Source organism: Curtobacterium sp. MCBA15_005 (assembly GCF_001864855.1).
Lineage (GTDB): Bacteria > Actinomycetota > Actinomycetes > Actinomycetales > Microbacteriaceae > Curtobacterium > Curtobacterium flaccumfaciens.
In genome coordinates, this window is sequence record NZ_MJGL01000009.1 from 1 (window position 1) to 22,635 (window position 22,635).

The window sequence follows — 22,635 nt, forward strand, 5'->3', positions numbered from 1 at the left end:
TCATGCCCGGATGCGTTCCGGACTGCTGCGCGGGCCTGGAGGCCCGGTGCGGGTCCGTCCCGCCGCGCGCTCAGTCCAGGCTGTCGCGGCGCCAGAGCGCCGCCGCCTCGGTCAGGTCGGCCGCCAGCTCCGTCAGGCGGAGTGCCCGCGTCGTGAGTTCGCTCGCGCGCTCGGACGCGACCAGGTCCGACTCGTCCGCCACGGCCGTCGCGCCGGCGGCGGTCAGACGACAGAACGACGCCCCGCGGTCGAGCGCCACCGCGAGGTCGCCCGTGTACAGGCCGTGCAGGATGCGGTCGGCGAGCGTCAGGATCTCTGCCGGGCCCGTCGGTTCCTCGGCGCCAGCGACCGCCTGGTCGATCGTGCCGATCTGCGCCGTACCCCGCTCGAACAGGTACGCGATCTCCTCCGGGTTCTGCCGGATGACGATGCGCACCAGGTACACCCGCCAGAGCGCCCCCGGCAGGGTGTGTGCCCCGACCCGTGCCCACAGCTCCGCGATGGCGTCGATGCCGTGCACGTCGGTGTAGGTGACGAGCCGCTCGACCACGGCGGGGTCCGGGTCTTCGCGCACCCGGTGCAGCAGTGCGTTCGCGGTCTCGTGCGCGACACGGTTCACCAGCGCCGGGTCCTCACCGCCCTGGATGGCGGCGAACTCGGCGTCGGTGAAGTGGACGGGACGGTGGTGATCGCGAGGCACCGCAGCAGTGTAGGCGCGGCCGGTGACACGCCCGCGTCCCGTTCGCCCAGAACGCAACGGCTGCGCCACGCGTACCGTGTTGCGGCAGGGAGGCGCTCCTCCCTGCACGTGAAGGAGAGGATCTTCCATGAACGCCCTGCTCATCATCCTGGCTGTGATCGCAGTCATCCTGCTGTTCGTCGGCGGGTTCGCCGCGAGCCTGAAGTTCTTGCTCTGGGTGGGCATCGTGCTGCTCGTCATCGCGGTCATCGCGTGGCTGCTGCGCTCGCTCACCGGACGTCGGGGCTGACCCGGACCGACGGTTCCTTCCTGGAGGCCCTCACCCGCTAGCCTTGCGGGTGAGGGCCTCTAGCTCAGTTGGTAGAGCACCGGACTTTTAATCCGAGGGTCGTGGGTTCGAGCCCCACGGGGCCCACACCTTCGCGAACGCCGGCTTTTCATCCGAGGGTCGTGGGTTCGAGCCCCACGGGGCCCACACCCTCCCGAACGCCGGCGAGTCCCACGGGGCCCACACCTTCGCGAACGCCGCTGTGTCAGGCAGACGCCCCACCGGCGGCGATGCGGATGGCGGTGGACAGGATCGCCCCGGCCGTGGTGCCGGTCGCGACCGTCGGGTGGACGCCGTCGACGTCGGCCGCACCGGACGCGTAGGTGCCGTCGAGGCGACGGACCGGGAACCAGGGGTCGACGAGCAGCCACCCCCGATCGGCCGTGAACCGCGCGAGGTCGCGGTTGTGGGCGAACCCGCCGGCGGCACGGTCGATGTGGTCGGCGCCGTAGTCGATCAGGTTGGACGGTGCGACCTGCCCGATGACGACGTGGTCGGCACCGACGACCTCGACGATCGCCGCGATGTTGTCGCGGATGGTCGACCGACCCACGCCGAGGCGGATGTCGTTGGTACCCACCATGACGACGAGGACGTCGGCATCTACGGGGGCCACGGCGTTCCGCACCGCCGCCGACGTCGCGCCGCTGATGCCGACACCGCTGACGAGCCGCAGATCGGTCCCGGTCAGGAACCGGGTCCAGGAGAACGAGTTCTCGGGGTTGGTGATGCTGTCGCCGGCGTAGGTGACAGTCGTCACGGGAGCTCCCAGGGTCGGTTTCGGTCGCGGGTGTCCAGCCAACCACGCCCAGGACAGCGCTCCGCGTGCCGCCAGCGGTGTTCGCGGACACTCCTCACCGGTCAGCCGAGGTGCGGATCGGGCCGCGTAGAATCCCGGCCGTGGCCCGACGAACCGACGGCGGATGGCCGGACGGTCCCCGTTCGCTGCTGCTCAGACGACGACGCCGGAGGCGACGCCTGGTACCGGCTGTCGCCCTCGGCGCGATGAGCCTCGGCGTCGCCGGGCTCCTCGTCCTGCTCCCGACGGTGTCGGACGCGTGCCAGCCGGATCCGGGAGCGCCGACCGTGTCGGCGAGCGAGGCGGCATCGGCGATCGCCGCCGGCTCGGACGTGCTCATCGTCGGCGACTCGTACACGACCGGGCGAGGCTCGTACGACGGCATGCACGGTTGGGCGCAGGACCTCGTCGCGGAACGCGGCTGGGACGCCACCATCGACGGCGTGCCCGGGAGCGGCTACGTGAACACCGGAAGGTCGCACTCCTCCGCACGGACCTACATCGCGCGGATCGAACGGCACGCGTCCCTCGATCCCGAGCTGGTCATCGTGCAGGGCAGCCAGAACGACTGGCTCGTCGACGCCGCGACGCTCGAGTCCCGCGTCGAGCAGACCCTGCGGACCGCGGAGCGACAGTGGCCGGACGCGGTCGTGGTGGCGATCGGCCCCTCGGCACCGCAGCCCCGCGCGAAGACCACCGTGGCCATCTCGGCGGCGGTCGCCGCCGGCGCACGAGACGCCCGGGTGCCGTTCATCGATGCGATCGACCGGCAGTGGTTCACGTCGGCCAACAGCGCGAGCTACGCGGCGGGCGACGGGCAGCACCTCAACGACGACGGGTACCGCTACCTGGCCGACAAGATCGACGGGGCGCTCGAGGAACTCACCAGGGCCGCGCCGAGCGAACGCTGCTCCTGACGACGCGACCGGGCGCCGGGGGCCGCGGCACCGGGGTACAAGTCCTCCTCAGCTGGCTCATGGCGGATCCCCTGCACAGCCCAGCCCGCCCTCAGCGGATTGTTGGCATAGCGCCGATAGTGTCGTTCCCGGATCCGATCGACGGATCCTGCAGCACAGCACCACCACGAACGAACGGGGTACACCGTGATCGAGCCCATCGAAGCCACGCAGACCAGCACCACCGGTGACGCGCGCCGCATCGTCGAGCTCGCAGCAGCGACCAACACGACGATGAGCAACGAGCTCCTGCTCGACACGCTCCGCCGCAACGCCCAGGTCACGACCCGCCACATCCGCAAGGACTTCATCGAGGTCGCCACGACCACCGCCGTGCTCGGCTACGTCTGCCGGCAGCGCAAGGACTTCATCGCGCTCCGCGGCGACGACCCGGCGTGGGCGCACGAGGTCGGCCGGTACGCGACCGAGTCCCTCGCGGTCGAGGCGCTCCGGATGCGCCGCGGCTGACGCCCGGCTCCCGACACGAACGACGAAGGCCCCGCAGGACACCCGGCGGGGCCTTCGTCGTGTCAGCGGTGCGCGCCGACCGGAGTCCTCAGGACCAGACGCGGCGGATCCCCCACGAACCGGTCCAGGTCTCGTCCGGCTCGAGCCAGCGCAGGCCCTCGCCCGAGTTCAGCGCGTTGGCTGGTGCCGTCATCGGTTCGACCGCGACCGCCAGGCCCTTCCCGTCGCCACGCGGGTACTCGCGCGACGTGAAGACCTGCACGTAGGGGAACGAGGCGTCCTGCCAGAGCTCGACCCCGTCGCCCTCGGGCCCGTGCATCGTCGTCCGGCGGATCCCCTCGGCGTCGGGGGTGACGTCCTTGTACGCGGTGTCGAGGTCCGAGTCCCCGGCCCGCCGCCCCTGGCGCAGGTCGTAGGGCGTGCCCTCGACCGGCACCGAACCGTTCGGCACCTTCTGCTCGTCGACGGTGAAGGCGGTCGCGGCGTCGAGCGTGACGACCAGGTCGTCGGCGGGGGTGTCACCGGCGCGCAGGTACGGGTGCGCACCGATCGCGAAGGGTGCACGGACGCCCGAACGGTTCGTGACCTCGTGCGTGACGCGGATGCCGTCGTCGACGAGTTCGTGCAGCACGCGCGTCTCGAGGGTGAAGGGCCACCCGTGCTGCGGGTGGATCGTCGCCTCTTGCTGGATCGACGTCTCGGTCTGCGAGACCACCCGGTACGGGGCGAACCGGAGCAGTCCGTGCGACGCGTTGCCGTACTTCGGCTCCGAGACGTCGAGTTGCTGCCGCTTGCCGTCGAGCTCCCACACGCCACCGGCGACGCGGTTCGGCCAGGGTGCCAGGACGATCCCGTTCGCCCCCGGCGGCTGCTCGGTCACGGGGAACGGCTCGGTGATGTCGAAGCCGGCGACGCGGAGTTCGCGGATGCCCGCGGCGACCTCGGTGACCACGGCTTCGACGACCCCGTCGGGCCCGGCGTGGTGGAGGCGGTACTGGCCACCCGTGGGTGCTGCGGTCATGGGGTGTTCTTCCTTCCGGCTGGTTCGGTGTGCTGCTCGCCGTCGGCGACGATCACCTGGGCGCCGGCCGCCCGGATCGTGGCGACCGCGGCGGCGTCGGCCTCGGCGGTGACGACGACGTCGATGTCCTCGAGCGCGCGGACGACCCCGATGTGGGCCCGGCCGAACTTCGACCCGTCCGCGACCACGACGGTACGCCGGGCCGTCCCCGCGAGCATCCGCTTGGCCTCGGTCTCGGGCAGGTTCACGTTCGTCAGGCCGTGGTCGACGTCGAGGCCGGTGCCACCGAGGAACACGAGGTCGGCGGCGATCATCGGCAGGACCGCGCCGTTGAAGGGCGCGACGAGTGAGTGCTGCAGGGGGCGGAGGGTGCCGCCGGTGACGATCACGGTGAAGCGCGGGACGGCTCGCTCGAGCGCGAGCGCCGTGGTGAGGGAGTTCGTGACGACGGTGACGCCGGTGAGTTCGGTGCGCGCCACGAGCGCCTCGGCGACGGCGGCGGGCGTGGTGCCGACGTCGAGGACGACGCACTCCCCCGGGCGCACCAGCGCCGCCGCCGCACGGCCGATGGCCGCCTTGGCCACCTGGTGCTCGACGGCGGTCTCCTCGAAGGGGCGCTCGGTGGACCCGGCCCCGAGGCGGACCGCACCACCGTGCACCCGACGGATCCGGGCCTCCTGGTCGAGGACGGCGAGGTCCTGGCGGACCGTCACCTCGCTGGTGCCGAGGGACGCGGCCAACGCGGCCGTCCGGACCATGCCCGGGGCGCCGTCGACGATCGCGACGATGCGGTCCTGCCGCAGGGGCGCGGGCAGCGCGCCGGCGAGGAAGGAGAGGTCGGCGTCCGTCATGTGGACAGTTTCGCTTGCTTCCGATGTCCTTCGCAACGCTTCGGATCGGCGCTAGGCTGTTCCGGTGATCACCAAGCGCGTGACGAAGCTCGCGGACGGCCGCGACCTCTTCTACTTCGACGACGCCGACTCGACGCTGCCCGCAGAACGCAGCATCGACGAGCGCGTGCTCGACCCGCGGCCCGAGACGGCGCGGATGCGGCAGGACGTCCTGACGGGCGAGTGGGTGTCGATCGCGGCGTCCCGGCAGAACCGGGTGTTCCTGCCGCCGGCCGACCAGGACCCGCTCGCGCCCCAGAGCGCGGCCAACCCGTCCGAGATCCCGAGCCGCTACGACGTCGCCGTGTTCGAGAACCGCTCGCCGTCGTTCGGCCCGCTGCTCGAAGCCGACGACGCTCCCGAGTCGCTCGAGTCCCTGAGCGACGTCGGCCTGAACCGCCAGCTCCGCTCGGTCGGCCGGTGCGAGGTCGTGTGCTTCTCGCCCGAGACCTCCGGGTCCTTCGCCTCCATCTCCGAGTCGCGTGCCCGCACCGTCGTCGAAGCCTGGGCCGACCGCACCGCCGCACTCTCCGCGATGCCGGGCATCCAGCAGGTGTTCCCCTTCGAGAACCGGGGCGAGGCGATCGGCGTCACGCTGCACCACCCGCACGGACAGATCTACTCGTACCCGTACATCACCCCGCGCACCCAGCGACTGCTCGCGAGCATCGAACGGTTCGGCCCGGACCTGTTCGAGCAGCACCTGGCGAACGAGCGGGGTTCCGAGCGGGTCGTCCTCGCCGGCGAGCACTTCACCGCCTTCGTCCCGTTCGCCGCGCGCTGGCCCATCGAGATCCACATGCTGCCGCACCGTCACGTCCCCGACTTCGCCGGCCTGACCGACGCCGAGAAGGACGAGCTGGCGCACATGCACCTCCGGCTCACCCGTGGGCTCGACGCGCTCTACGGCGACCCGACGCCGTACATCGCCGCGTGGCACCAGGCACCGGTGCACACCGCCCGCGACACCGTGCGGCTGATGCTGCAGATCACCTCGCCGCGACGTGCGGCGGACAAGTTGAAGTTCCTGGCCGGCAGCGAAGCCGCCATGGGCGCCTGGATCGGGGACCTCGTGCCCGAGAAGGCGGCCGAGTTCATCCGACAGGGAGTCGAGCGCGCATGACGTTCCAGCAGGTCTACGGGTACGAGCCGACGGTGCGGTACTCCGCTCCGGGTCGCGTCAACCTGATCGGTGAGCACACCGACTACAACGACGGGTACGTGCTGCCCTTCGCGATCGACCGTCGCACCACCGCCTCCATCGCGCAGCGCGACGACCGGACGATCCGCGTCGCCTCCGCCTTCGACGCCACGAGCGAGCCGGTGGCGCTGTCCCTCGACGACCTGTCGCCCGAGGCCATGAGCGGCTGGTCGGCCTACGTCCTCGGCATCGCCTGGGCCCTGCGCGAGCAGGCCGGTGCCGATCTGGGCGACAAGACCGGGTTCGACGTCTTCATCGAGTCCGACGTCCCGGTCGGTGCGGGCCTGTCGTCCAGTGCGGCGATCGAGTGCGGTGTCGCGCTGGCGTTCAACGACCTGTGGGAACTCGGCCTCGACCGGAAGACCCTGGCGCGCGTCGGGCAGTACTCGGAGAACCACGCCGTCGGTGCCCCCACCGGGATCATGGACCAGTCCGCCTCGCTGCTCGGCGAGCAGGACGCCGTCGTGTTCCTCGACTGCCGCACGCTCGACACCGCCGTCGTCGACCTGGCGCTCGAGGCGAACGGGCTCGAGGTCCTGGTCATCGACACCCGTGTCGAGCACGCCCACGCGACCGGTGGCTACGCGGCTCGTCGGGCCTCGTGCGAGAAGGGTGCGCGGGTGCTCGGTGTCGAGGCCCTGCGTGACGTCAGCGTCGAGGACCTCCCTCGTGCGCAGGAGCTCCTGGACGACGAGACCTTCCGCCGCGTTCGGCACATCGTGACCGAGGACCAGCGCGTCCTCGACACCGTCCGCACGCTGCGCGAACAGGGCCCCCGGGCGATCGGTTCCCTGCTCGTCGCGTCGCACGAGTCGATGCGCGACGACTTCGAGATCTCCGTGCCGGAGCTCGACCTGGCCGTGGCGACGGCGGTCGAGCACGGTGCCGTCGGTGCCCGCATGACCGGGGGTGGGTTCGGCGGCGCGGCGATCGCGCTGGTCGACCAGGAGTCGCGCGGTGTGATCACCGCCGCCGTCACCGCTGCCTTCGCCGACGCCGGGTACCGCGAGCCGAACGTGTTCACGGTGCACGCCGCGCAGGGCGCCCGGCGCGACTGACGGCGCTCGCGCGCTCGACGTTTCGCGCTCAGCGACAGGTCACGCGGCGATCAGCCCGTGGGCTGTCGCTCAGCGCGAAAGAACGGCAGCACCCCGACCACCCCGACCGCGCGCGTCCGCCTACTCAGCCGAGGTAGTCCGCGTACCGGACGTACTCCACGACGTTCCCGAGCACGAACGGGTGCGTCCGACCGTGCTCCACGGCCCACTCCACCCACGCGGTCTGCGCCGGCATGAGCAGCCACACCACGACGGTCGTCCCGAGCACGGCAGCCAGGGTCAGGCCCATCACGGTGTGCTCGTCGAAGCGGGCTGCACCACGGCGGGCGATCGCGACGACGAACCCGGCGACCGCGAACCCCACCGTCGCGAGCGTCCACCCGAACCAGGGGCCCGACGTGAACGTGTACTCCTGGCCGGCGTGCGCGAGTGTCATCGACCAGGTCGACCCCGGAGCCTGGAACAGCACGCAGAGCGCCACGATGACGATCAGCCACCGGGCGTCCTTGGTCAGTTGCGACGGCTCGGGCCGGGGGCGCATCACCGGCGCCGTCTGCAGTCGTTCGTCCCCCATGCCGCGACCGTAGCACCGGCGGAGTGCACTTCGTGAGCAGCAATGGTCGGGTGCGATGACGCCACCCGACCATTGCTGCACTCCATCAGCACGCGAGCGCCCGCGCGCTACGACAGCAGGCGCTCGGCGGCCTCGACGACGTTCTTCATGAGCATGGCGCGGGTCATCGGCCCGACACCACCGGGAGTCGGCGACAGGAAGCCCGCGACCGATGCGACCGCGGGGTCGACGTCGCCGTGCAGCTTCGCCTTGCCGGTCTCCTCGTTGACCACGCGGGTGATCCCCACGTCGATGACGGCGGCACCGGGCTGCACCCAGTCGGGCTTGACGAGCCCGGCGACCCCGGCCGCGGCGACGATGATGTCGGCACGACGGCATTCCGCGGCGACGTCCGCGGTCAGCGAGTGCGTCAGGGTCGCGGTCGCCTCGAGCCGCGTGAGCAGCAGGCCGAGCGGCCGTCCGACGGTCAGCCCCTGCCCGATGATCGTGACGTGCGCACCACGGATCGGGATCTCGTACGCGTCGAGCATCGCGACGATGCCCCGAGGGGTGCACGGCAGCGGTGCGTCGATCGTGCCGGCACCACCGGGCACGGCGAGCACCAGCTCGCCGAGGTTCGTCGGGTGCAGGCCGTCGGCGTCCTTCGCCGGGTCCATCAGCTCGAGCATCGGCGTCGGGTCGATGCCGTGCGGCAGCGGGAGCTGCACGATGAACGCGGTGACCCGGGGGTCGTCGTTCATCTGCAGGATCGCGGCCCGGATGTCGGCAGCGGACGCCGTCTCGGGCAGGTCGATGCGGTGCGAGTCGAGCCCGATCGACGCCGAGTCGCGGTGCTTGCCAGCGACGTAGGACATCGAGCCGGGGTTCGAGCCGACCATGATCGTGCCGAGGCCCGGACGGATGCCGTGCTCGTGCAGGCGGTCGATCCGGCCCCGGAGTTCGTCGAGCGTCCGGGCGGCGAGGGCCGTGCCGTCGATCCGGACGGCACTCCCCTCACCGGCCCAGAGCTCGCGCGGGAGCGCCGCGCTGACCGAACCGCTCACGCGTAGAGCGGGAACGCGTCGGTCAGGACCTTCACGCGGGCCGAGAGCGCTGCGACGTCCGGGTTCGGCATGAGGGTCAGCGCGATGATGTCGGCCACCTCGGTGAACTCGGCGTCGCCGAAGCCGCGGGTCGCCAGCGCCGAGGTGCCGATGCGGACACCCGAGGTGACCATCGGCGGGCGCGGGTCGAACGGCACGGAGTTGCGGTTCACGGTGATGCCGACCTCGTGCAGCAGGTCTTCGGCCTGCTTGCCGTCGACCTCGGACGCGCGCAGGTCGACGAGCACCAGGTGCACGTCGGTGCCGCCGGTGAGCACGTCGATGCCCGCGGTCTTGGCGTCGTCGGCGGTCAGGCGGGCGGCGAGGGCCTGGGCGCCACGGATCGTGCGCTCCTGACGGTCCTTGAACTCCGGGGTGCCGGCGAGCAGGAACGCGGTGGCCTTCGCGGCGATCACGTGCATGAGCGGGCCGCCCTGCTGGCCCGGGAAGACCGCGGAGTTCAGCTTCTTGAACAGGGTCTCGTCGTTCGACAGGATGATGCCCGAGCGGGGGCCGCCCAGGGTCTTGTGGACCGTCGACGAGACGACGTGGGCGTGCGGGACCGGCGACGGGTGCAGACCGGCGGCGACGAGGCCGGCGAAGTGCGCCATGTCGACCCAGAGCTTCGCGCCGACCTCGTCCGCGATCTCGCGGAACTTCGCGAAGTCGAGCTGGCGCGGGTAAGCGGACCAACCGGCGATCAGGACCTTCGGCTGGTGCTCGATGGCCTTCGCGCGGATGTCGTCGTAGTCGACCTCGAACGTCTCGGGGTCGACGCCGTACGCCACGGCGTTGTAGATGCGGCCGGAGAAGTTGAGCTTCATGCCGTGGGTCAGGTGCCCGCCGTGCGCGAGCTCGAGGCCGAGGATGGTGTCGCCGGCCGAGGCGATGGCGTGCAGGACGGCCGCGTTCGCCGTCGCGCCGGAGTGCGGCTGGACGTTGGCGTACTCAGCACCGAAGAGCGCCTTGGCACGGTCGATGGCGAGCTGCTCGGCGACGTCGACGTACTCGCAGCCGCCGTAGTAGCGCTTGCCCGGGTAGCCCTCGGCGTACTTGTTGGTGAGCACGGAGCCCTGTGACTCGAGCACGGCGCGCGGCACGAAGTTCTCGGACGCGATCATCTCGAGGGTGTCGCGCTGGCGGCCGAGCTCCTGCTGCAGGACGGCGGCGATCTCGGGGTCGACCTCGGTGAGCGGGGCGTTGAACGCGGCGCGGGCGGCGGCCGGCTCGGCCACCTCGGCCGAGTCGGAGACGAACGGGGGCAGATCGGCAATGGACACGGGACTCCTACGGTGTGCGGACGACCAGCTGGTCGCACTCGGACGGTCGGTCGGTGCAGCCCAGGCGTACGGCCGCGCACCGTGTCTTTGTCGCTCCCCGATGGTGACCCATCCAACGCCAGTCGCGACCTGACGATCGTACCGAGCGACCCCGCCCTGTGTCACCCTGGATGCATGACGCTGCTCTCGCCCGACGTGGACGAACGGACCACCACGGACGAACGGACCAGTGCGCGGGCGGACACCCCGTGGGTCACGGTGGTGTGGGACGACCCGGTGAACCTGATGTCGTACGTCACCTACGTCTTCCAGCGGCACTTCGGGTTCTCGCGCGAGCAGGCCGAGCGACTCATGCACCAGGTGAACGACGACGGTCGGGCGATCGTGGCGTCGGGTCCACGCGAATCGATGGAGGCCCACGTGCAGTCCATGCACGGCTACGGGCTGCAGGCGACCGTCGACAAGGCCCCCGAAGCGTGATCCCGTTCGTCCGCCGCGCCGACGGCGTCCACCTCGGCCTGTCCTCCGGCGAGCGCGACCTGCTCGCCTCGCTCACCGCGCAGCTGCGGCAGGTGCTCGGCGGCGACCTGTCCACCGATCCGATCAGCGAGCGGATGTTCCCGGACGCCTACCCCGGTGACGACGAGGCGAGCGCGGAGTTCCGGAAGTACACGCAGTCCGACCTGCTCACGCAGAAGACGACGAACGCCTCGATCGTGCACGACTGGCTGACGGGCACCCGCGACGGTTCGCTCGACGCCGAGGACGAGCAGGCGTGGCTCCGCACCCTCACCGACCTGCGGCTGACGATCGCCGACCGGCTGGGCATCGAGGACGCCGACGACGAGGAGCGCTCCGTCGAGGCCGACGCGGGCGTCGGCCTGCGCGACGTCTACGACTGGCTCGGCTACGTGCAGGAGCACCTGGTCGTGACGCTCACGTCGCGCTGACGGCCCACGGCCTGGAGGCCCGGATCACCTCCGGCGCGACGGGTCACCCCAGCAGGTCGTCGCGGTGGGCTCGCGCCCAGTCGGTCAGGCTCCGGGGTGCGGTGCCGGTGATGCGCAGGACGTCGTCGCTCATCACGTCGACGCCGTCGAGGCCGCGTCGGACGACCCGGCCGAACTGCTGCCGGAGCCCCTCGGCCTGCCAGGCGGGCACCCCGCTCAGGCGCAGCACACCGGCGTAGACCCGACTCGGCAGGTGCAGGGCGCGCACGGGTCGGCCGAGCCCTGCGGTGAGCGCGGCGGCGACACCCCGCGCATCGAGCAGGTCCGGCCCGGTGAGCACCGGTTCGGTGCCGTCGTGGCCGTCCTCCGTCAGCACCCGGGCGGCGGTCCGGGCGATGTCCTCGGTGTCGATCCAGCCGATCACCCCGCGGCCCGTGGTGTGCGGGAACCACCCCCGGCGGATCGCGGGCGCCGAGGGCTGCACGTTCGTCATGAACGACGAGGGGTGCAGGATCGTCCACGCCAGCCCGCTCTCGCGCACCAGCCGGTCGATGTGCCAGGCGGCGCTCGCCCACGACATCGGGGAGTGCTCGGCGGCGTCCCCGCCCGACAGCTGCACGATCCGGCCGACCCCTGCCCGCTGCGCCGCACGGACCCCGGTGGTGCCCTGCTCGCGCTGCCGCTGGCTCACCGGCGTCACGAGGAAGAACCGGTCGACCCCGTCGAGCGCGGCGGTGAGCGCGTCCTCGTCGTCCAGGTCGGCCAGGCGGCCGTCGATGCCCCGCGCCCCGAGCGCGTCGACCTGCTCGGGTCGTCGGACCACGGCTCGCACCGTCACCCCTGCCGCCCGCAGCAGCTCCGCCGTCTTGCCCCCGACGTCTCCGGTCACGCCGGTGACCGCCACGATCTCGCCCATGTCTGCTCCTCGTTCCACTGACCGGTTCTGGTATCAGTTTCCTGATACATGAACGTACGCCGGTACGATCACCCCGTGCCCCAGGAACTCCCAGCCCCGCGTGACGACGTCGACGGCATCGTGGCCTGGACGGTGATCCGGGCCGCACGGACGCTCTCCCGCCGACTCGCGGCCGAGCTGGCGCCGCTCGGGTTGACCCCCGTCGAGTTCGGGGCGCTCATCCAGCTCGCAGCGGCCGGCGAGCTCAGCCAGGCCGACCTGGCGCGGGCGGTCGGCGTCCGACCGCAGAGCATGACGACGCTCGTCGGGGGGCTCTCGACGCGGGGACTCGTGGAGCGGGGTGCTGCACCGGGCCGGGGACGGGCCTCCCGGATGCGACTGACCGACCAGGGCGAGGCGCTGCTGGCACGCGCCCACCCGATCGTCCGGGCGAGCAACGCGTGGTTCGGCGACGGCGCGGAGCCGATCTCGGCGACCCTGCTCCCGCTGCTCGAGCCGGACGCGGGCGACGTCGGTTCCGCCGTTCCCTGACCGGTATCGGAAGGCAAACTTGCAAGGTGGGCTGGTGACGGACTAGCCTCCGGGGCGTGACCGACGCACCGGAGACCGACCCGACCGACCTGGCCGACGCCGTGCTGACGATGCACGGACGACTGCGGCGGTCGTTGCTGGCCTCGAAGTCGGACGACGTCACGGCGTCGCAGACCGCCGCCCTCGGACGCCTGCTGCGACACGGGCCGGCCACCATCGCCGACCTGGCCCGAGCCGAGGGTGTCCGACCGCAGTCGATGGGCGCGACCGTCCAGGCCCTGGTCGACCTCGGCCTGGCCGAGCGGCAGGCCGACCCGACGGACGGCCGGCGGGCGATCGTCAGCGCGACGGCGGCCGGTCGGGACGCGCGCCAGACCGCCTGGGCCGCGCGGAACCACGAGCTCGCCGAGCGGCTCGCGACCCTGCCCGAGGCGGACCGCCGCGTCATCGCGCGGGCGATGGACCTGCTCGGGCCGATCGTCGATCCCTGACCCGCACCCCTCGCCCAGTCCTGCAACCGGAAGAAGCGCTCTCACGTCCACCACCACCACGACCCCCGACACGACCACGGGCAGCGGCTTCGGCCCGAAGCTCCTCATCCCGGTGCTCGTCGGGCCCCTGCTCAACCCGATCAACACCACGATGGTGTCGGTAGCCCTCACCCCGATCTCCCGCGACCTGGGCATCGGTGCGGCGCAGGCGATCTGGCTCGTCGCGGCCCTGTACCTGGCGAGTGCGATCGCGCAGCCCACGATGGGCAAGCTCGCCGACCGGTTCGGCCCGAAGAAGGTGTTCCTGACCGGGCTCGTCATCGTCGGGATCGCCGGGGTGGTGCCCGAGGTCCTGACCGGGTTCGGCGGCGCCGTGTTCGCCCGGGTGCTCATCGGCATCGGGACGTCGTCGGCGTACCCGGCGGCGCTCACCACGCTCCGGCAGCACTCCGCCCGGATCGGGAAGCCGACGCCGCCGCTCGTGCTCGGGGCGCTGTCGATCACGTCGCTCGTGTCCGCCGCCGCCGGCCCACCGCTCGGCGGGGCGCTCATCGCCGCGTTCGGCTGGCACGCGATCTTCCTGGTGAACGTGCCGCTCGCGGTGTTCGGCATCGTCGTGGCGACGCTCTGGCTGCCGTCCGACCGGCTGCGTCCGCGCGACGACGCCGAGCTGCCGGTGCTGCAGGCGCTCGACCCGCTCGGCATGGTGCTGATGACCGGGACCGTCTCGGCGCTGCTCGTCTTCCTGCTCGACCTGTCCGCCGGGCTGTGGTGGTTGCTCGCGGTGGCGCTCGTGCTGCTCGTCGCCCTGGTGGCGTGGGAGCTCCGGGCCGTGCGACCGTTCGTCGACGTGCGGCTGCTCGCCCGGAACGGCGCGTTGTCCCGCACGTACGGCCGCCTGTTCCTGACGTACCTGCTCGCCTACACGATGACCTACGGGTTCTCGCAGTGGGTGCAGGACGTCGCGGGCTACCCGAGCGACGTCGCCGGGTACATCCAGCTGCCGGCCGCGATCGTCGCCGGGGTGGCCTCGTTCGTCGTCGCACGGAAGACGGCGATCCGCGGGCCGCTCGTCGTCGCCGCGCTGGTGCCGATCCTCGGCGGTGTGCTCCTGCTCTTCCTGCACACCGGGTCGCCCGTCGTCCTGCTCGCCCTGACCCCGGCGCTGTTCGGGGTGCCGCAGGCCCTGGCGTCGGTGTCGAACCAGGCGGCGCTGTACCGGCTCGTCCCCGCGGAGTACATCGGCACCGCGGCCGGGCTGTCCCGCACCGCGGTGTACATCGGGGCGATCGCGGCGTCCTCGCTGATCGGCGGCGTGTTCGGCCAGGCCCCGACGACGCCGGACCTGCACGTGCTGGCGTGGGTGATCCTCGGCGTCGCGGTGCTCCTGACCGTGCTGACCCTGGCCGACCGTCGCCTGCGTGACGCCGACGCACCGGCCCCTGCGCGTGCGCCCGACGCCACCGCCGCTGCGTCTGACGCCCCCGCCGCTGCGTCTGACGCTTCGTGAGCAGGAACGGTCGGGTCACCGCTGCCCACTCGACCGTTCCTGCTCACGAAGCACATCCCCCTCGGCCGGTACCCTGATCCGGTGACCGACCCGACCCCCACACACTGGACCCTGACGCTCGTCTGCGACGACCAGCCCGGGATCGTGCACGCTGTCTCCGGAGCGATCGTCGCCGCCCAGGGCAACATCACCGAGTCGCAGCAGTTCTCCAGCGCCGACACGAACACGTTCTTCATGCGCCTGCAGGTGATGGCGCCGGTGGACCGCGCCGCCTTCGAGGCAGCGCTCGCCCCCGTCGCCGCCCGCTACGACGCCCGCGTCCAGCTCGACGTCGTCGGGCGTCCGCTGCGCACCCTCGTGCTGGTGTCGAAGGCGGGCCACTGCCTGAACGACCTGCTCTACCGGCAGCGCGGCGGACAGCTGCCGATCGAGGTCCCCCTCGTGCTGTCGAACCACGCGGACCTGTCCGAGCTCGCGGCGTTCTACTCCGTACCGTTCGAGCACCGCCCGGTCACCGACGCCGATTCGAAGGAACAGATGGAGCGACGCGTGCTGCAGGCGGTGGAGGAGCACGACATCGAGCTCGTCGTCCTCGCCCGCTACATGCAGATCCTGTCGCCCGAGCTCTGCGCCGCGCTCGAGGGCCGTGCCGTCAACATCCACCACTCGTTCCTGCCCGGCTTCAAGGGCGCGAACCCGTACCGGCAGGCACACGCCCGCGGGGTGAAGCTCATCGGTGCGACCGCACACTTCGTGACGAGCGACCTCGACGAGGGCCCGATCATCGAGCAGAACGTCGTCCGCGTCGACCACACCAAGGAACCGGCCGAGCTGGTGTCCATCGGGCAGGACGAGGAGTCCCGCACGCTCACCCAGGCGGTGCGCTGGATCGCGGAGGACCGCGTCCTGCTCGACGGCGCCCGCACCATCATCTTCAAGTAGGCAGCACCATGACCAACGCCCCGCAGTCCCCCGTCGACTGGGAATCGGTTCCCGACCCGGCCGCCGTCCGGCAGCCGCGACGGCGGTTCGAGGCCTGGATGGTCCTGCGGATCGCCGTGATGGTGTTCGGCCTGCTGTCCCTGGCCTTCTGGGGATACTGGTCATGGCAGCTCCCGCTCCCCGGCTACCTGTTCATGGTCGGCGCCCCGCTGTTCGCCGCGGTCGTCTGGTACTTCTTCCGGTCGCCGCGGTCCCCGATCGAGACCGACATCGTCGGCAAGACCATCGTCGAGGTCGCCCTGGTCGTCGCCGCAGGCGCGACCTGGATCTCCATCGGCCACCCGGTCGTCGGGATCGTCTTCATCGTGATCGCCGCCCTGAGCGGCCTGATCGCGTTCCGCAAGGAGACCGCATGAGTGCCACGGGCCTCCAGACCGGCCAGGAGGCCCAGCGCACGTTGGTCCGCGCAGCCCGCGTCGTCGACGCAGCCGGCACCACGGCCGACGGCTGGGTCCTGGTCGTCGGCGACACGATCCACGCGACCGGTTCCGGCCCCGAGGCCCCCGCGGCCGACCGGGTCGTCGACCTGGGCGACGCGGTCCTGACGCCCGGCTTCGTGGACCTGCACGGGCACGGCGGGGCGACCGAGGCGTACGAGGACGACTCGTTCGACCGTTCGCTCGCGATGCACCGTTCGCACGGCACGACCCGCTCCGTCCTGTCGCTCGTCGCGAACCCGGTCCCCGCCCTCGCGGCGTCGCTGACCCGCGTCCGCGCCGTGATGGCGACCGACCCGCTCGTGCTCGGTGTGCACCTGGAGGGACCGTTCCTGTCCCCGCACAACAAGGGTGCGCACAACGAGTCGTTCCTGATCGACCCGACGCCCGCCGCGGTCGACGCGCTGCTCGGAGCGGGCGAGGGCGTCATCCGACAGGTGACGATCGCGCCCGAACTGCCCGGAGCCCTCGACGCCGTCCGCCGGTTCGTCGAGGCCGGCGTCACGGTCGCCGTCGGGCACACGGTCGGCACGTACGACCAGGCCCGCGCCGCCTTCGATGCCGGGGCGACGATCCTGACCCACGCGTGCAACGCGATGCCGGGGCTGCACCACCGCGCACCGGGGCCGATCGGCGCTGCCGTGGCGGACGACCGGGTGACGCTCGAGCTCATCCTGGACGCCGTGCACGTGCACCCGGTCGTGGCGGACACGCTCTTCCGGGCGACGCCGGGTCGTGTGGCGCTCATCACCGACGCGATGGGCGCTGCGGGTGCGGCCGACGGCTCGTACCGGCTCGGATCGCTCGACGTCACGGTGACCGACGGGGTCGCGCACGTCGCGGGGACCGACACCATCGCGGGATCGACGCTGACGCAGGACGTGGCGCTCCGCAACGCGGTCTCGCTCGCCGGGCGGACCCTGCCCGAGGCCGTGGCGGCGCTGACGAGTGCGCCGGCCGCGGCGCTCGGGCTCGGCGACCGCCTGGGTCGGCTGGCGCCGGGGTTCGCCGCGGACCTCGTGGCGTTGTCGCCGTCGCTCGAGGTGCAGCGCGTGTGGGGCGGGGGGCGCGAGCTGCGCTGAGGCGCGCAGCGCGTGTTCAGCGGTCGACCGGGCGCCCTCGCTCGCCGCTCGCCCACGACGTGTCCGCCGTCTCCCCGACCCGGAGCGACAGCGTGCCGCCCCGCGTCACGAAGGACGCCGGCACCCACGACTGCTCCAGCGTCCGCCCGTTCAACCGGGCTCCCTGCACGTACGGCTCGGTCCCGGTCGACCGGATGACGATCCGCTCCCCGCTCGAGCGCCGGATGTCGACCGTGCTGAACGTCGGGCTGCCGATGAGCATGTCCGCTCGGCCGGGCGTCTGCGGGAACAGGCCGATCGAGGCGAAGACGTACCAGGCGCTCATCGTGCCGAGGTCGTCGTTGCCGGGCAGGCCGCCGGGGCCGGTCGAGTAGGCGTCGTCCACGACCTGCCGCACGGTCTCCTGCGTCTTCCAGGGCTTGCCGAGGGCGTTGTACATCCACGGCGTGTGGATGTCGGGCTCGTTCGTCGGGTCGAACTTCGTGGCGTCGCCACCCGTCACCGCCCAGTTGCCCGAGGCGTCGTGGAAGAAGTCGTCGAGCCGTGCGACCGCGGCGTCGTCACCGCCGAGCGCGCTGGACAGCCCCTGCACGTCCTGCGGCACGAGCCAGGTGTACTGCGCGCTGGTGCCCTGCGCGAACCCGGTCCCCGTCGACGGCGACCAGCCCGGCGTCCACGAGCCGTCGGCCTGCCGCGCGGCCTGGTACCCGACGGCGGCGTTGAAGGTGTTCCTCCAGGAGGTCCCCCGCTCGGCGAACATCCGGGCGTCGGAACGAAGTCCGAGGGAACCTGCCCAGTACCCGAGCGCGCTGTCGGAGATCGAGTCCTCGAGGGTCTCGGCGGCACCGCCCCAGCAGGAGCAGTCGTCGTTCGCCGCGTACTGCCGCTCCAGGTACTCGTCGAGTGCGGGCCGTTGCGCCAGGCACTGCCCCGGGCACCCGATGTCGCTCTCGGCGTCCGCGTTCTCGACCGTCGCCTGGCGTTTCAGCGAGGCGTAGGCGGCCCGGACGTCGAAGTTCCGGACGCCCATGGCGTACCAGGTGGCGAGCGTCGCGGCAGAGGGGTCGCCGGTCATCACGTGTGTCGGCGCGCCGAGGTGCAGCCACCGGTCCCACACCCCGCCGTTCTGCTCGGCGAACCGCAGCATCGACTGCGCCATGTCCCCGGCGACGTCCGGCCGCAGCAGCGCGAGCAACTGGATCTGCGCCCGGTACTGGTCCCACCCGGAGTACGTGCCGTAGACGGCCCGGTGTCCGCGGTCCATCCGGTGCACCCGCAGGTCCGGGCCCAGGTAGCGCCCGTCGCGGTCGTTCAGCGTGTTCGGCTGCATGAGTGCGTGGTAGACCGACGTGTAGAGCTGGGTGGTCCGGTCCGCCGTGCCGCCGCCGACGCGCAGGCGCGACAGTTCACGGTTCCAGGAGGCCCGTGTGCCGGCCGCCACGCTGGCGACGGTCGAGCGCCCGGTCACCTCGCCGTCACGGTTGGCGACAGCCCCGGCTGCGCTCACGTACGAGATGCCGATCTTCGCCTGCACCGTCGCTCCGCGACGCGCGTCGAACCCCACCCACGCGCCGGAGCCGCGTCCGGCGCGGTCGGCCCCGGTCAGGTAACCCTCCCCACCGGAGGAGGACGTGCCTCCAGGCTGGACCGTGCCGTCCTTCCAGGTGCCGGTGCTCGCGAACGCCGTGTCGAAGGTCGCGGTGAAGTACAGGCGGTAGTAGCTGCGGCGGTCCGGGTTGGTGGCGCCGCCGCCGTTCGCGCGGCGGCTGCAGAAGCCGCCCGTCAGGACGCTGCCGCTGACCGTGCGGGTGCGGGGGTCGACGCGGGTGATCGCGGCCTCGCTGCCGTTGATCGAGTTCGACGTGCGGAACAGCAGGTTCGCGTCCTTGCCGGCCGGGAACGTGAACGCGCCGACGCCGGCGCGCGTGGTGACGGCGAGGTCGGTGCGGACGCCGTTGTCGAGCGTGACGCCGTAGCGGCCGGGGCTCGCGGACTCCTGGTCGTGGGAGTACCCGGCGGCGTAGACAGCGTCCTTCGAGTCGGCCGACGGCGAGGTCGTGACCGGGGTCGTGACCGGCATGATCGGCACGTCTCCCGCAGCACCCGGAGCACACCCGGCCCCGTTCAGGTGCGTCAGGCTGAAGCCGCGCAGCCGGTTCACGTCGTACGAGTAGCCGTTCGCGACCGGGGTCGACGTCTGGTCGCCCGCGGTCCCGGTGGGACTCCACTGCACCATGCCGAACGGTGCGGTGGCCCCGGGCCAGGTGTTGCCGTTGTTGCTCGTGCCGACGAAGGGGTCGACGTACCGGGCCGGATCGCTCACGGTCCGCCCGGCCTGCGTCGATGGCGAGGCCACCGCCGGCGCGGCGACGATCCCCGTGCCCAGCAGTACGGCGATCGTGGCCACCGCGGCGAGCGGGAGCGGACGGACGAGCGGGCGACGGTGCACGCGAGATCGGTTCACGTTCGTGACGCTAGCCCCCTCGGACGGGGGACGCCGCTCTCGTCACCGACCGCTCTCCCGCTGTTCACGTCGGGTTCGGCGTCGGGCCGGCGCCGTTCGGTCAGACAACCGTGCGCGCTGCGACCTCGTCGACGAAGGTGCGGACCCGCTGCCGGAACCCCGGGTCGGCGGCTGCCCCGCGGACGGGGACGACGTGCAGCCGCCGGTCACCCCGACGCAGCGCCGGCCCGACGAACACCCCCTCGGCGACGTCCGGTGCGGTGGCCGACCAGAGCGTCGAGCGAGCGCCGTCCTCCGCGGTCCGGGCCATGCTGCGGGCGACCAGGCCACCGAGGCGCTGCGTGAGGGTCTCGGCCTGGTCGTTCATCCCCGTCGCTGCGATGCCGGGGTGTGCGATGACCGAGCGGACGTCCGAGCCAGCCGCGCGGAGCCGCTCGCCGAGGTCGACCGCGAGCGCCGTCGCCGCCGTCTTCGAGTCGGTGTACACGGCGAACTGGGAGTAGCCGCTCGCATCGTCGACCCCGCCCGGTGCAGGCACGCGGCGGGTGCGCTGCGACAGGTTCGACCCGACGAGCACGACCCGGGGTGACGGTCCACCGAGCACCGGGAGCATCGCGTCGGCGAGCACGGCTGGCCCGACGACGTTGGTGGCCCAGGTGCGTTCGATGCCCTCGTCGGTCAACCCGAACGCGCCGAGCGTCGCGCCGGCGTTGTTGACGAGGGCGTCCACGACGATGCCGTCCGCGGCGAGCTGCCGGGCGAACGCCGTGACCGAGGCGACCGACGCGGTGTCGACGACCCGCGCCTCCAGACCGGCGGGCAGGACGCGAGCCGCCTTGTCCGGGTTGCGGACCGCCGCGATGACGCGCGCTCCAGCGGCGGCCAGTCGGGTCGCGACCACCAGACCGAGTCCGCCGGTCGCACCGGTGACCACGACCGTCCGCCCGTGCTGGTCCGCCATCTGTCCGGGCTCCCACGTGAAGGGTTCCATCGTCGTCTCCTGTCCGCACTCCGTATCGAATCGGATGATCCATCCGGAACGCTAGCACAACCGGATAGAGTGTCCGCATGACGATCGCCATGGCCCGCCCCGAAGCGCTGCGTTCCGATGCGCAGCGCAACCGGACCGCGCTGCTCGACGTCGCCCGGTCGTTCCTCGAGCGCTGCGAGCAGCCGCTCCTGAACGCCGTCGCACACGAGGCCGGTGTGGGTGTCGGGACCGCCTACCGGCACTTCCCGTCGCAGCAGCACCTGCTCGAGGCGCTCGCGATCGACGCGCTCGAGGACATGCTCGACCTCGTCCGTGTCGCCGTCGCCGTGCCGGACACCGGGGACGCGCTCCGGGGGGTCGTGACGGCTGCGTTCCGGAGCATGGTCGACGATGCCGCCCTCGGCGACCTGCTGACGAACGGCGGGTTCTCGTGCGCCGACACCGCTGCGCTCGCAGGAGACCTGGTGATGTCCGTCGACGCACTGCTCGCTCGGGCACGGGCCGAGGGGCTCGTGCGTGCCGACGTCGACGCGGACGACCTGCGACGGCTGCTGTGCGGCATGCGGGCGGCCGCCGTGGCGGGAGGCTCCCGGGTGCACGACCCCGAGCGCTACGTCGAGGTGCTGCTGGCGGGCCTCCGCCCGGCCTGACCACCACCCTCGCGCCCCGCGTGCCTCGCTGTCAGGATGGGCGCATGAGCGTCATGGTGTCCGTCTTCGATGCGTACCGGTCCCGCACGAGCGAGAAGTACACGGCCTACCCGCCGGACGTGCTCCCCATGTTCGTCGCCGAGATGGACAGCATGCTCGCCGAGCCGATCCGCGACGCCCTGGTCACCGCGGTGACGAACGGCGACACCGGGTACGTCGGGCACGGGCGGGCCCTGCCCGAGGCGTTCGCCGACTTCGCCGAGAGCCGGTGGGCGTGGCGGGTCGACCCCGACCTGGTCCGCACCACCACGGACGTGTCGGTCGCGGCGGTCGAGGTGCTGCGCCGGGTCATCGAGCCGGGCGACCAGGTGGTCATCATGCCGCCCGTGTACCCGCCGTTCTGGGAGTACGTGTCCGAGGCCGGCGGCACCGTCACCGAGGTCCCGCTGCTCGCCCCTGCAGGCGCGGCCGACCCCTTCGACACCACGGCCGGCTGGCGGATGGACCTCGACGGCCTCGCGCAGGCGTTCGCCGACGGAGCCCGCACGGTGCTGCTCTGCAACCCGCACAACCCCCTCGGCCTGGTGCACGACCGTGCATCGCTCGTCGCACTCGCGGAGCTGGCCGCCGAGTGGGACGCCATCGTGGTGTCCGACGAGATCCACGCGCCGCTCGTGCACGCCGACGCGGTGTTCACGCCGTTCCTGGAGTCCTGCCCCGAGGCCGCATCGCTCGGGGTCGCCCTGACGAGTGCGAGCAAGGCCTGGAACCTCGCCGGCACGAAGTGCGCGATGATGATCGGCGCCTCGGAGCGGGCCCGCGCCTGGTTCGACGGCCTGCCGACCGAGGTCGTCGAGCGCACCGGCATCCTCGGCTACACCGCGAGCGTCGCGGCCTTCAGCGAGGGCGAGCCGTGGCTGGCGTCACTGCTCACCGAGCTCGCGGCGAACCGGCGCACCCTGGCCGAGCGGATCGGCGACGTGCTGCCCGGCGCCGAGTACCGGCAGCCGCAGGCGTCGTACCTGGCGTGGCTCGACCTGCGGGCGCTGCCGTGGGGCGACGACCCCGCGGCGGAGCTCGTCGACCGGGCGAAGGTGGCGCTCGGCTCCGGCCCGGCGTTCGGACGGCAGGGCCGGGGCTTCGCGCGGCTGAACTTCGGGTGCTCGGCTGAGACCCTCGACGAGGGGCTCAGCCGCCTCGCCGCAGCCGCGCGCGCCTGACACCGGACCTGGCCGGGCCGGAAGACGCCGGCGT

25 protein-coding genes, 1 tRNA gene and 1 riboswitch are annotated in these 22,635 nt (G+C 72.2%); of the genes, 16 read left to right on the top strand and 10 right to left on the bottom strand.

Features of this window, described 5'->3' with window-relative positions; all coding sequences use genetic code 11:
* Positions 1-70: 70 nt before the first annotated feature.
* Positions 71-700: a hypothetical protein gene (locus tag BIU89_RS06635; RefSeq protein WP_027466634.1), complete on the bottom strand. Its 630-nt coding sequence runs from the start codon at positions 698-700 to the stop codon at positions 71-73.
* A 127-nt stretch (positions 701-827) separates the two neighbouring features.
* On the opposite strand from BIU89_RS06635, the gene BIU89_RS18050 reads away from it, so the two are divergent.
* Positions 828-989, top strand: coding sequence for a DUF2207 domain-containing protein (locus BIU89_RS18050; RefSeq protein ID WP_138801981.1), 162 nt, complete (start codon positions 828-830; stop codon positions 987-989).
* Between the two features lie 53 nt (positions 990-1,042).
* Positions 1,043-1,115, top strand: a tRNA-Lys gene (locus BIU89_RS06640).
* 118 nt (positions 1,116-1,233) lie between these two features.
* On the opposite strand, the gene BIU89_RS06645 is transcribed toward BIU89_RS06640, so the two are convergent.
* The gene (locus BIU89_RS06645; protein ID WP_071245337.1) at positions 1,234-1,788 is read right to left on the bottom strand and encodes an SGNH/GDSL hydrolase family protein; all 555 of its coding nucleotides are present in this window, start codon (positions 1,786-1,788) and stop codon (positions 1,234-1,236) included.
* Positions 1,789-1,928: 140 nt separating this feature from the next.
* On the opposite strand from BIU89_RS06645, the gene BIU89_RS06650 reads away from it, so the two are divergent.
* Both BIU89_RS06650 and BIU89_RS06655 read left to right on the top strand, forming a co-directional pair.
* Positions 1,929-2,744: an SGNH/GDSL hydrolase family protein gene (locus tag BIU89_RS06650; RefSeq protein WP_139178854.1), complete on the top strand. Its 816-nt coding sequence runs from the start codon at positions 1,929-1,931 to the stop codon at positions 2,742-2,744.
* A 186-nt stretch (positions 2,745-2,930) separates the two neighbouring features.
* Positions 2,931-3,251: a hypothetical protein gene (locus BIU89_RS06655; protein WP_071245341.1), complete on the top strand. Its 321-nt coding sequence runs from the start codon at positions 2,931-2,933 to the stop codon at positions 3,249-3,251.
* 88 nt (positions 3,252-3,339) lie between these two features.
* On the opposite strand, the gene BIU89_RS06660 is transcribed toward BIU89_RS06655, so the two are convergent.
* Together BIU89_RS06660 and BIU89_RS06665 are read right to left on the bottom strand one after the other, a co-directional pair.
* On the bottom strand, positions 3,340-4,272 hold the full coding sequence (locus BIU89_RS06660) for an aldose 1-epimerase family protein (protein ID WP_027466637.1): 933 nt from the start codon (positions 4,270-4,272) through the stop codon (positions 3,340-3,342).
* Positions 4,269-5,123: a DeoR/GlpR family DNA-binding transcription regulator gene (locus BIU89_RS06665; protein WP_027466638.1), complete on the bottom strand. Its 855-nt coding sequence runs from the start codon at positions 5,121-5,123 to the stop codon at positions 4,269-4,271. The genes BIU89_RS06660 and BIU89_RS06665 overlap by 4 nt, the downstream gene beginning before the upstream one ends.
* Positions 5,124-5,187: 64 nt before the next feature.
* Between BIU89_RS06665 and galT the strand changes: the two genes are divergently transcribed.
* Both galT and galK read left to right on the top strand, forming a co-directional pair.
* Complete coding sequence (gene galT, locus BIU89_RS06670) at positions 5,188-6,285, top strand: galactose-1-phosphate uridylyltransferase (protein ID WP_071245343.1); 1,098 nt, start codon at positions 5,188-5,190, stop codon at positions 6,283-6,285.
* A complete protein-coding gene (galK, locus tag BIU89_RS06675) occupies positions 6,282-7,421 on the top strand; it encodes a galactokinase (RefSeq protein WP_071245346.1) in 1,140 nt (379 codons plus the stop codon). The genes galT and galK overlap by 4 nt, the downstream gene beginning before the upstream one ends.
* Positions 7,422-7,545: 124 nt before the next feature.
* Here galK and BIU89_RS06680 read toward each other — a convergent pair whose 3' ends face one another.
* From BIU89_RS06680 to glyA, 3 genes are all read right to left on the bottom strand, one after another.
* Positions 7,546-7,995: a hypothetical protein gene (locus tag BIU89_RS06680; protein WP_027466641.1), complete on the bottom strand. Its 450-nt coding sequence runs from the start codon at positions 7,993-7,995 to the stop codon at positions 7,546-7,548.
* Positions 7,996-8,102: 107 nt separating this feature from the next.
* Complete coding sequence (locus BIU89_RS06685) at positions 8,103-9,038, bottom strand: tetrahydrofolate dehydrogenase/cyclohydrolase catalytic domain-containing protein (protein ID WP_071245348.1); 936 nt, start codon at positions 9,036-9,038, stop codon at positions 8,103-8,105.
* Positions 9,035-10,312, bottom strand: coding sequence for a serine hydroxymethyltransferase (gene glyA / locus BIU89_RS06690; RefSeq protein ID WP_071245650.1), 1,278 nt, complete (start codon positions 10,310-10,312; stop codon positions 9,035-9,037). Before glyA ends, BIU89_RS06685 begins: the two co-directional genes overlap by 4 nt.
* Positions 10,313-10,408: 96 nt before the next feature.
* Positions 10,409-10,493, bottom strand: a riboswitch (ZMP/ZTP riboswitch).
* A 38-nt stretch (positions 10,494-10,531) separates the two neighbouring features.
* On the opposite strand from glyA, the gene clpS reads away from it, so the two are divergent.
* Positions 10,532-10,837, top strand: coding sequence for an ATP-dependent Clp protease adapter ClpS (clpS, locus tag BIU89_RS06695; protein WP_071245350.1), 306 nt, complete (start codon positions 10,532-10,534; stop codon positions 10,835-10,837).
* On the top strand, positions 10,834-11,307 hold the full coding sequence (locus BIU89_RS06700; protein WP_071245351.1) for a DUF2017 family protein: 474 nt from the start codon (positions 10,834-10,836) through the stop codon (positions 11,305-11,307). The genes clpS and BIU89_RS06700 overlap by 4 nt, the downstream gene beginning before the upstream one ends.
* 43 nt (positions 11,308-11,350) lie before the next feature.
* On the opposite strand, the gene BIU89_RS06705 is transcribed toward BIU89_RS06700, so the two are convergent.
* The gene (locus tag BIU89_RS06705; RefSeq protein WP_083404221.1) at positions 11,351-12,223 is read right to left on the bottom strand and encodes an NAD(P)H-binding protein; all 873 of its coding nucleotides are present in this window, start codon (positions 12,221-12,223) and stop codon (positions 11,351-11,353) included.
* Between the two features lie 75 nt (positions 12,224-12,298).
* On the opposite strand from BIU89_RS06705, the gene BIU89_RS06710 reads away from it, so the two are divergent.
* The 6 genes from BIU89_RS06710 to nagA all read left to right on the top strand — a co-directional run bounded on the left by BIU89_RS06710 (position 12,299) and on the right by nagA (position 17,276).
* Positions 12,299-12,754 (top strand): MarR family winged helix-turn-helix transcriptional regulator, encoded by a 456-nt coding sequence (locus BIU89_RS06710; RefSeq protein WP_071245353.1) that lies wholly within the window; start codon positions 12,299-12,301, stop codon positions 12,752-12,754.
* 56 nt (positions 12,755-12,810) lie between these two features.
* A complete protein-coding gene (locus BIU89_RS06715; RefSeq protein WP_071245355.1) occupies positions 12,811-13,245 on the top strand; it encodes a MarR family winged helix-turn-helix transcriptional regulator in 435 nt (144 codons plus the stop codon).
* Between the two features lie 112 nt (positions 13,246-13,357).
* Positions 13,358-14,755, top strand: coding sequence for an MFS transporter (locus BIU89_RS06720; RefSeq protein WP_083404223.1), 1,398 nt, complete (start codon positions 13,358-13,360; stop codon positions 14,753-14,755).
* Between the two features lie 81 nt (positions 14,756-14,836).
* Positions 14,837-15,697, top strand: a complete 861-nt coding sequence (gene purU, locus BIU89_RS06725) for a formyltetrahydrofolate deformylase (protein WP_071245357.1) — start codon at positions 14,837-14,839, stop codon at positions 15,695-15,697.
* 8 nt (positions 15,698-15,705) lie between these two features.
* The gene (locus BIU89_RS06730) at positions 15,706-16,113 is read left to right on the top strand and encodes a YrdB family protein (protein ID WP_051596981.1); all 408 of its coding nucleotides are present in this window, start codon (positions 15,706-15,708) and stop codon (positions 16,111-16,113) included.
* On the top strand, positions 16,110-17,276 hold the full coding sequence (gene nagA, locus BIU89_RS06735) for an N-acetylglucosamine-6-phosphate deacetylase (RefSeq protein WP_071245359.1): 1,167 nt from the start codon (positions 16,110-16,112) through the stop codon (positions 17,274-17,276). Before BIU89_RS06730 ends, nagA begins: the two co-directional genes overlap by 4 nt.
* 16 nt (positions 17,277-17,292) lie before the next feature.
* Here the strand turns inward: nagA and BIU89_RS06740 are convergent, their stop codons facing one another.
* Both BIU89_RS06740 and BIU89_RS06745 read right to left on the bottom strand, forming a co-directional pair.
* A complete protein-coding gene (locus BIU89_RS06740) occupies positions 17,293-19,740 on the bottom strand; it encodes a GH92 family glycosyl hydrolase (RefSeq protein WP_254791522.1) in 2,448 nt (815 codons plus the stop codon).
* Positions 19,741-19,840: 100 nt separating this feature from the next.
* A complete protein-coding gene (locus BIU89_RS06745; protein WP_083404224.1) occupies positions 19,841-20,731 on the bottom strand; it encodes an SDR family NAD(P)-dependent oxidoreductase in 891 nt (296 codons plus the stop codon).
* Between the two features lie 77 nt (positions 20,732-20,808).
* On the opposite strand from BIU89_RS06745, the gene BIU89_RS06750 reads away from it, so the two are divergent.
* The gene (locus BIU89_RS06750; protein ID WP_071245363.1) at positions 20,809-21,381 is read left to right on the top strand and encodes a TetR/AcrR family transcriptional regulator; all 573 of its coding nucleotides are present in this window, start codon (positions 20,809-20,811) and stop codon (positions 21,379-21,381) included.
* Between the two features lie 44 nt (positions 21,382-21,425).
* Positions 21,426-22,601, top strand: coding sequence for a MalY/PatB family protein (locus BIU89_RS06755; RefSeq protein WP_071245365.1), 1,176 nt, complete (start codon positions 21,426-21,428; stop codon positions 22,599-22,601).
* The last annotated feature ends 34 nt before the right edge of the window (positions 22,602-22,635 follow it).

Bases quoted from the DNA above. Each gene is read 5' to 3' on its own strand.
- BIU89_RS18050 (WP_138801981.1), top strand. From the start codon at position 828: ATGAACGCCCTGCTCATCATCCTGGCTGTGATCGCAGTCATCCTGCTG.
- BIU89_RS06660 (WP_027466637.1), bottom strand. From the start codon at position 4,272: ATGACCGCAGCACCCACGGGTGGCCAGTACCGCCTCCACCACGCCGGG.
- BIU89_RS06665 (WP_027466638.1), bottom strand. From the start codon at position 5,123: ATGACGGACGCCGACCTCTCCTTCCTCGCCGGCGCGCTGCCCGCGCCC.
- galK (WP_071245346.1), top strand. From the start codon at position 6,282: ATGACGTTCCAGCAGGTCTACGGGTACGAGCCGACGGTGCGGTACTCC.
- BIU89_RS06680 (WP_027466641.1), bottom strand. From the start codon at position 7,995: ATGGGGGACGAACGACTGCAGACGGCGCCGGTGATGCGCCCCCGGCCC.
- clpS (WP_071245350.1), top strand. From the start codon at position 10,532: ATGACGCTGCTCTCGCCCGACGTGGACGAACGGACCACCACGGACGAA.
- BIU89_RS06705 (WP_083404221.1), bottom strand. From the start codon at position 12,223: ATGGGCGAGATCGTGGCGGTCACCGGCGTGACCGGAGACGTCGGGGGC.
- BIU89_RS06730 (WP_051596981.1), top strand. From the start codon at position 15,706: ATGACCAACGCCCCGCAGTCCCCCGTCGACTGGGAATCGGTTCCCGAC.
- nagA (WP_071245359.1), top strand. From the start codon at position 16,110: ATGAGTGCCACGGGCCTCCAGACCGGCCAGGAGGCCCAGCGCACGTTG.
- BIU89_RS06745 (WP_083404224.1), bottom strand. From the start codon at position 20,731: ATGGAACCCTTCACGTGGGAGCCCGGACAGATGGCGGACCAGCACGGG.
- BIU89_RS06750 (WP_071245363.1), top strand. From the start codon at position 20,809: ATGACGATCGCCATGGCCCGCCCCGAAGCGCTGCGTTCCGATGCGCAG.
- BIU89_RS06755 (WP_071245365.1), top strand. From the start codon at position 21,426: ATGAGCGTCATGGTGTCCGTCTTCGATGCGTACCGGTCCCGCACGAGC.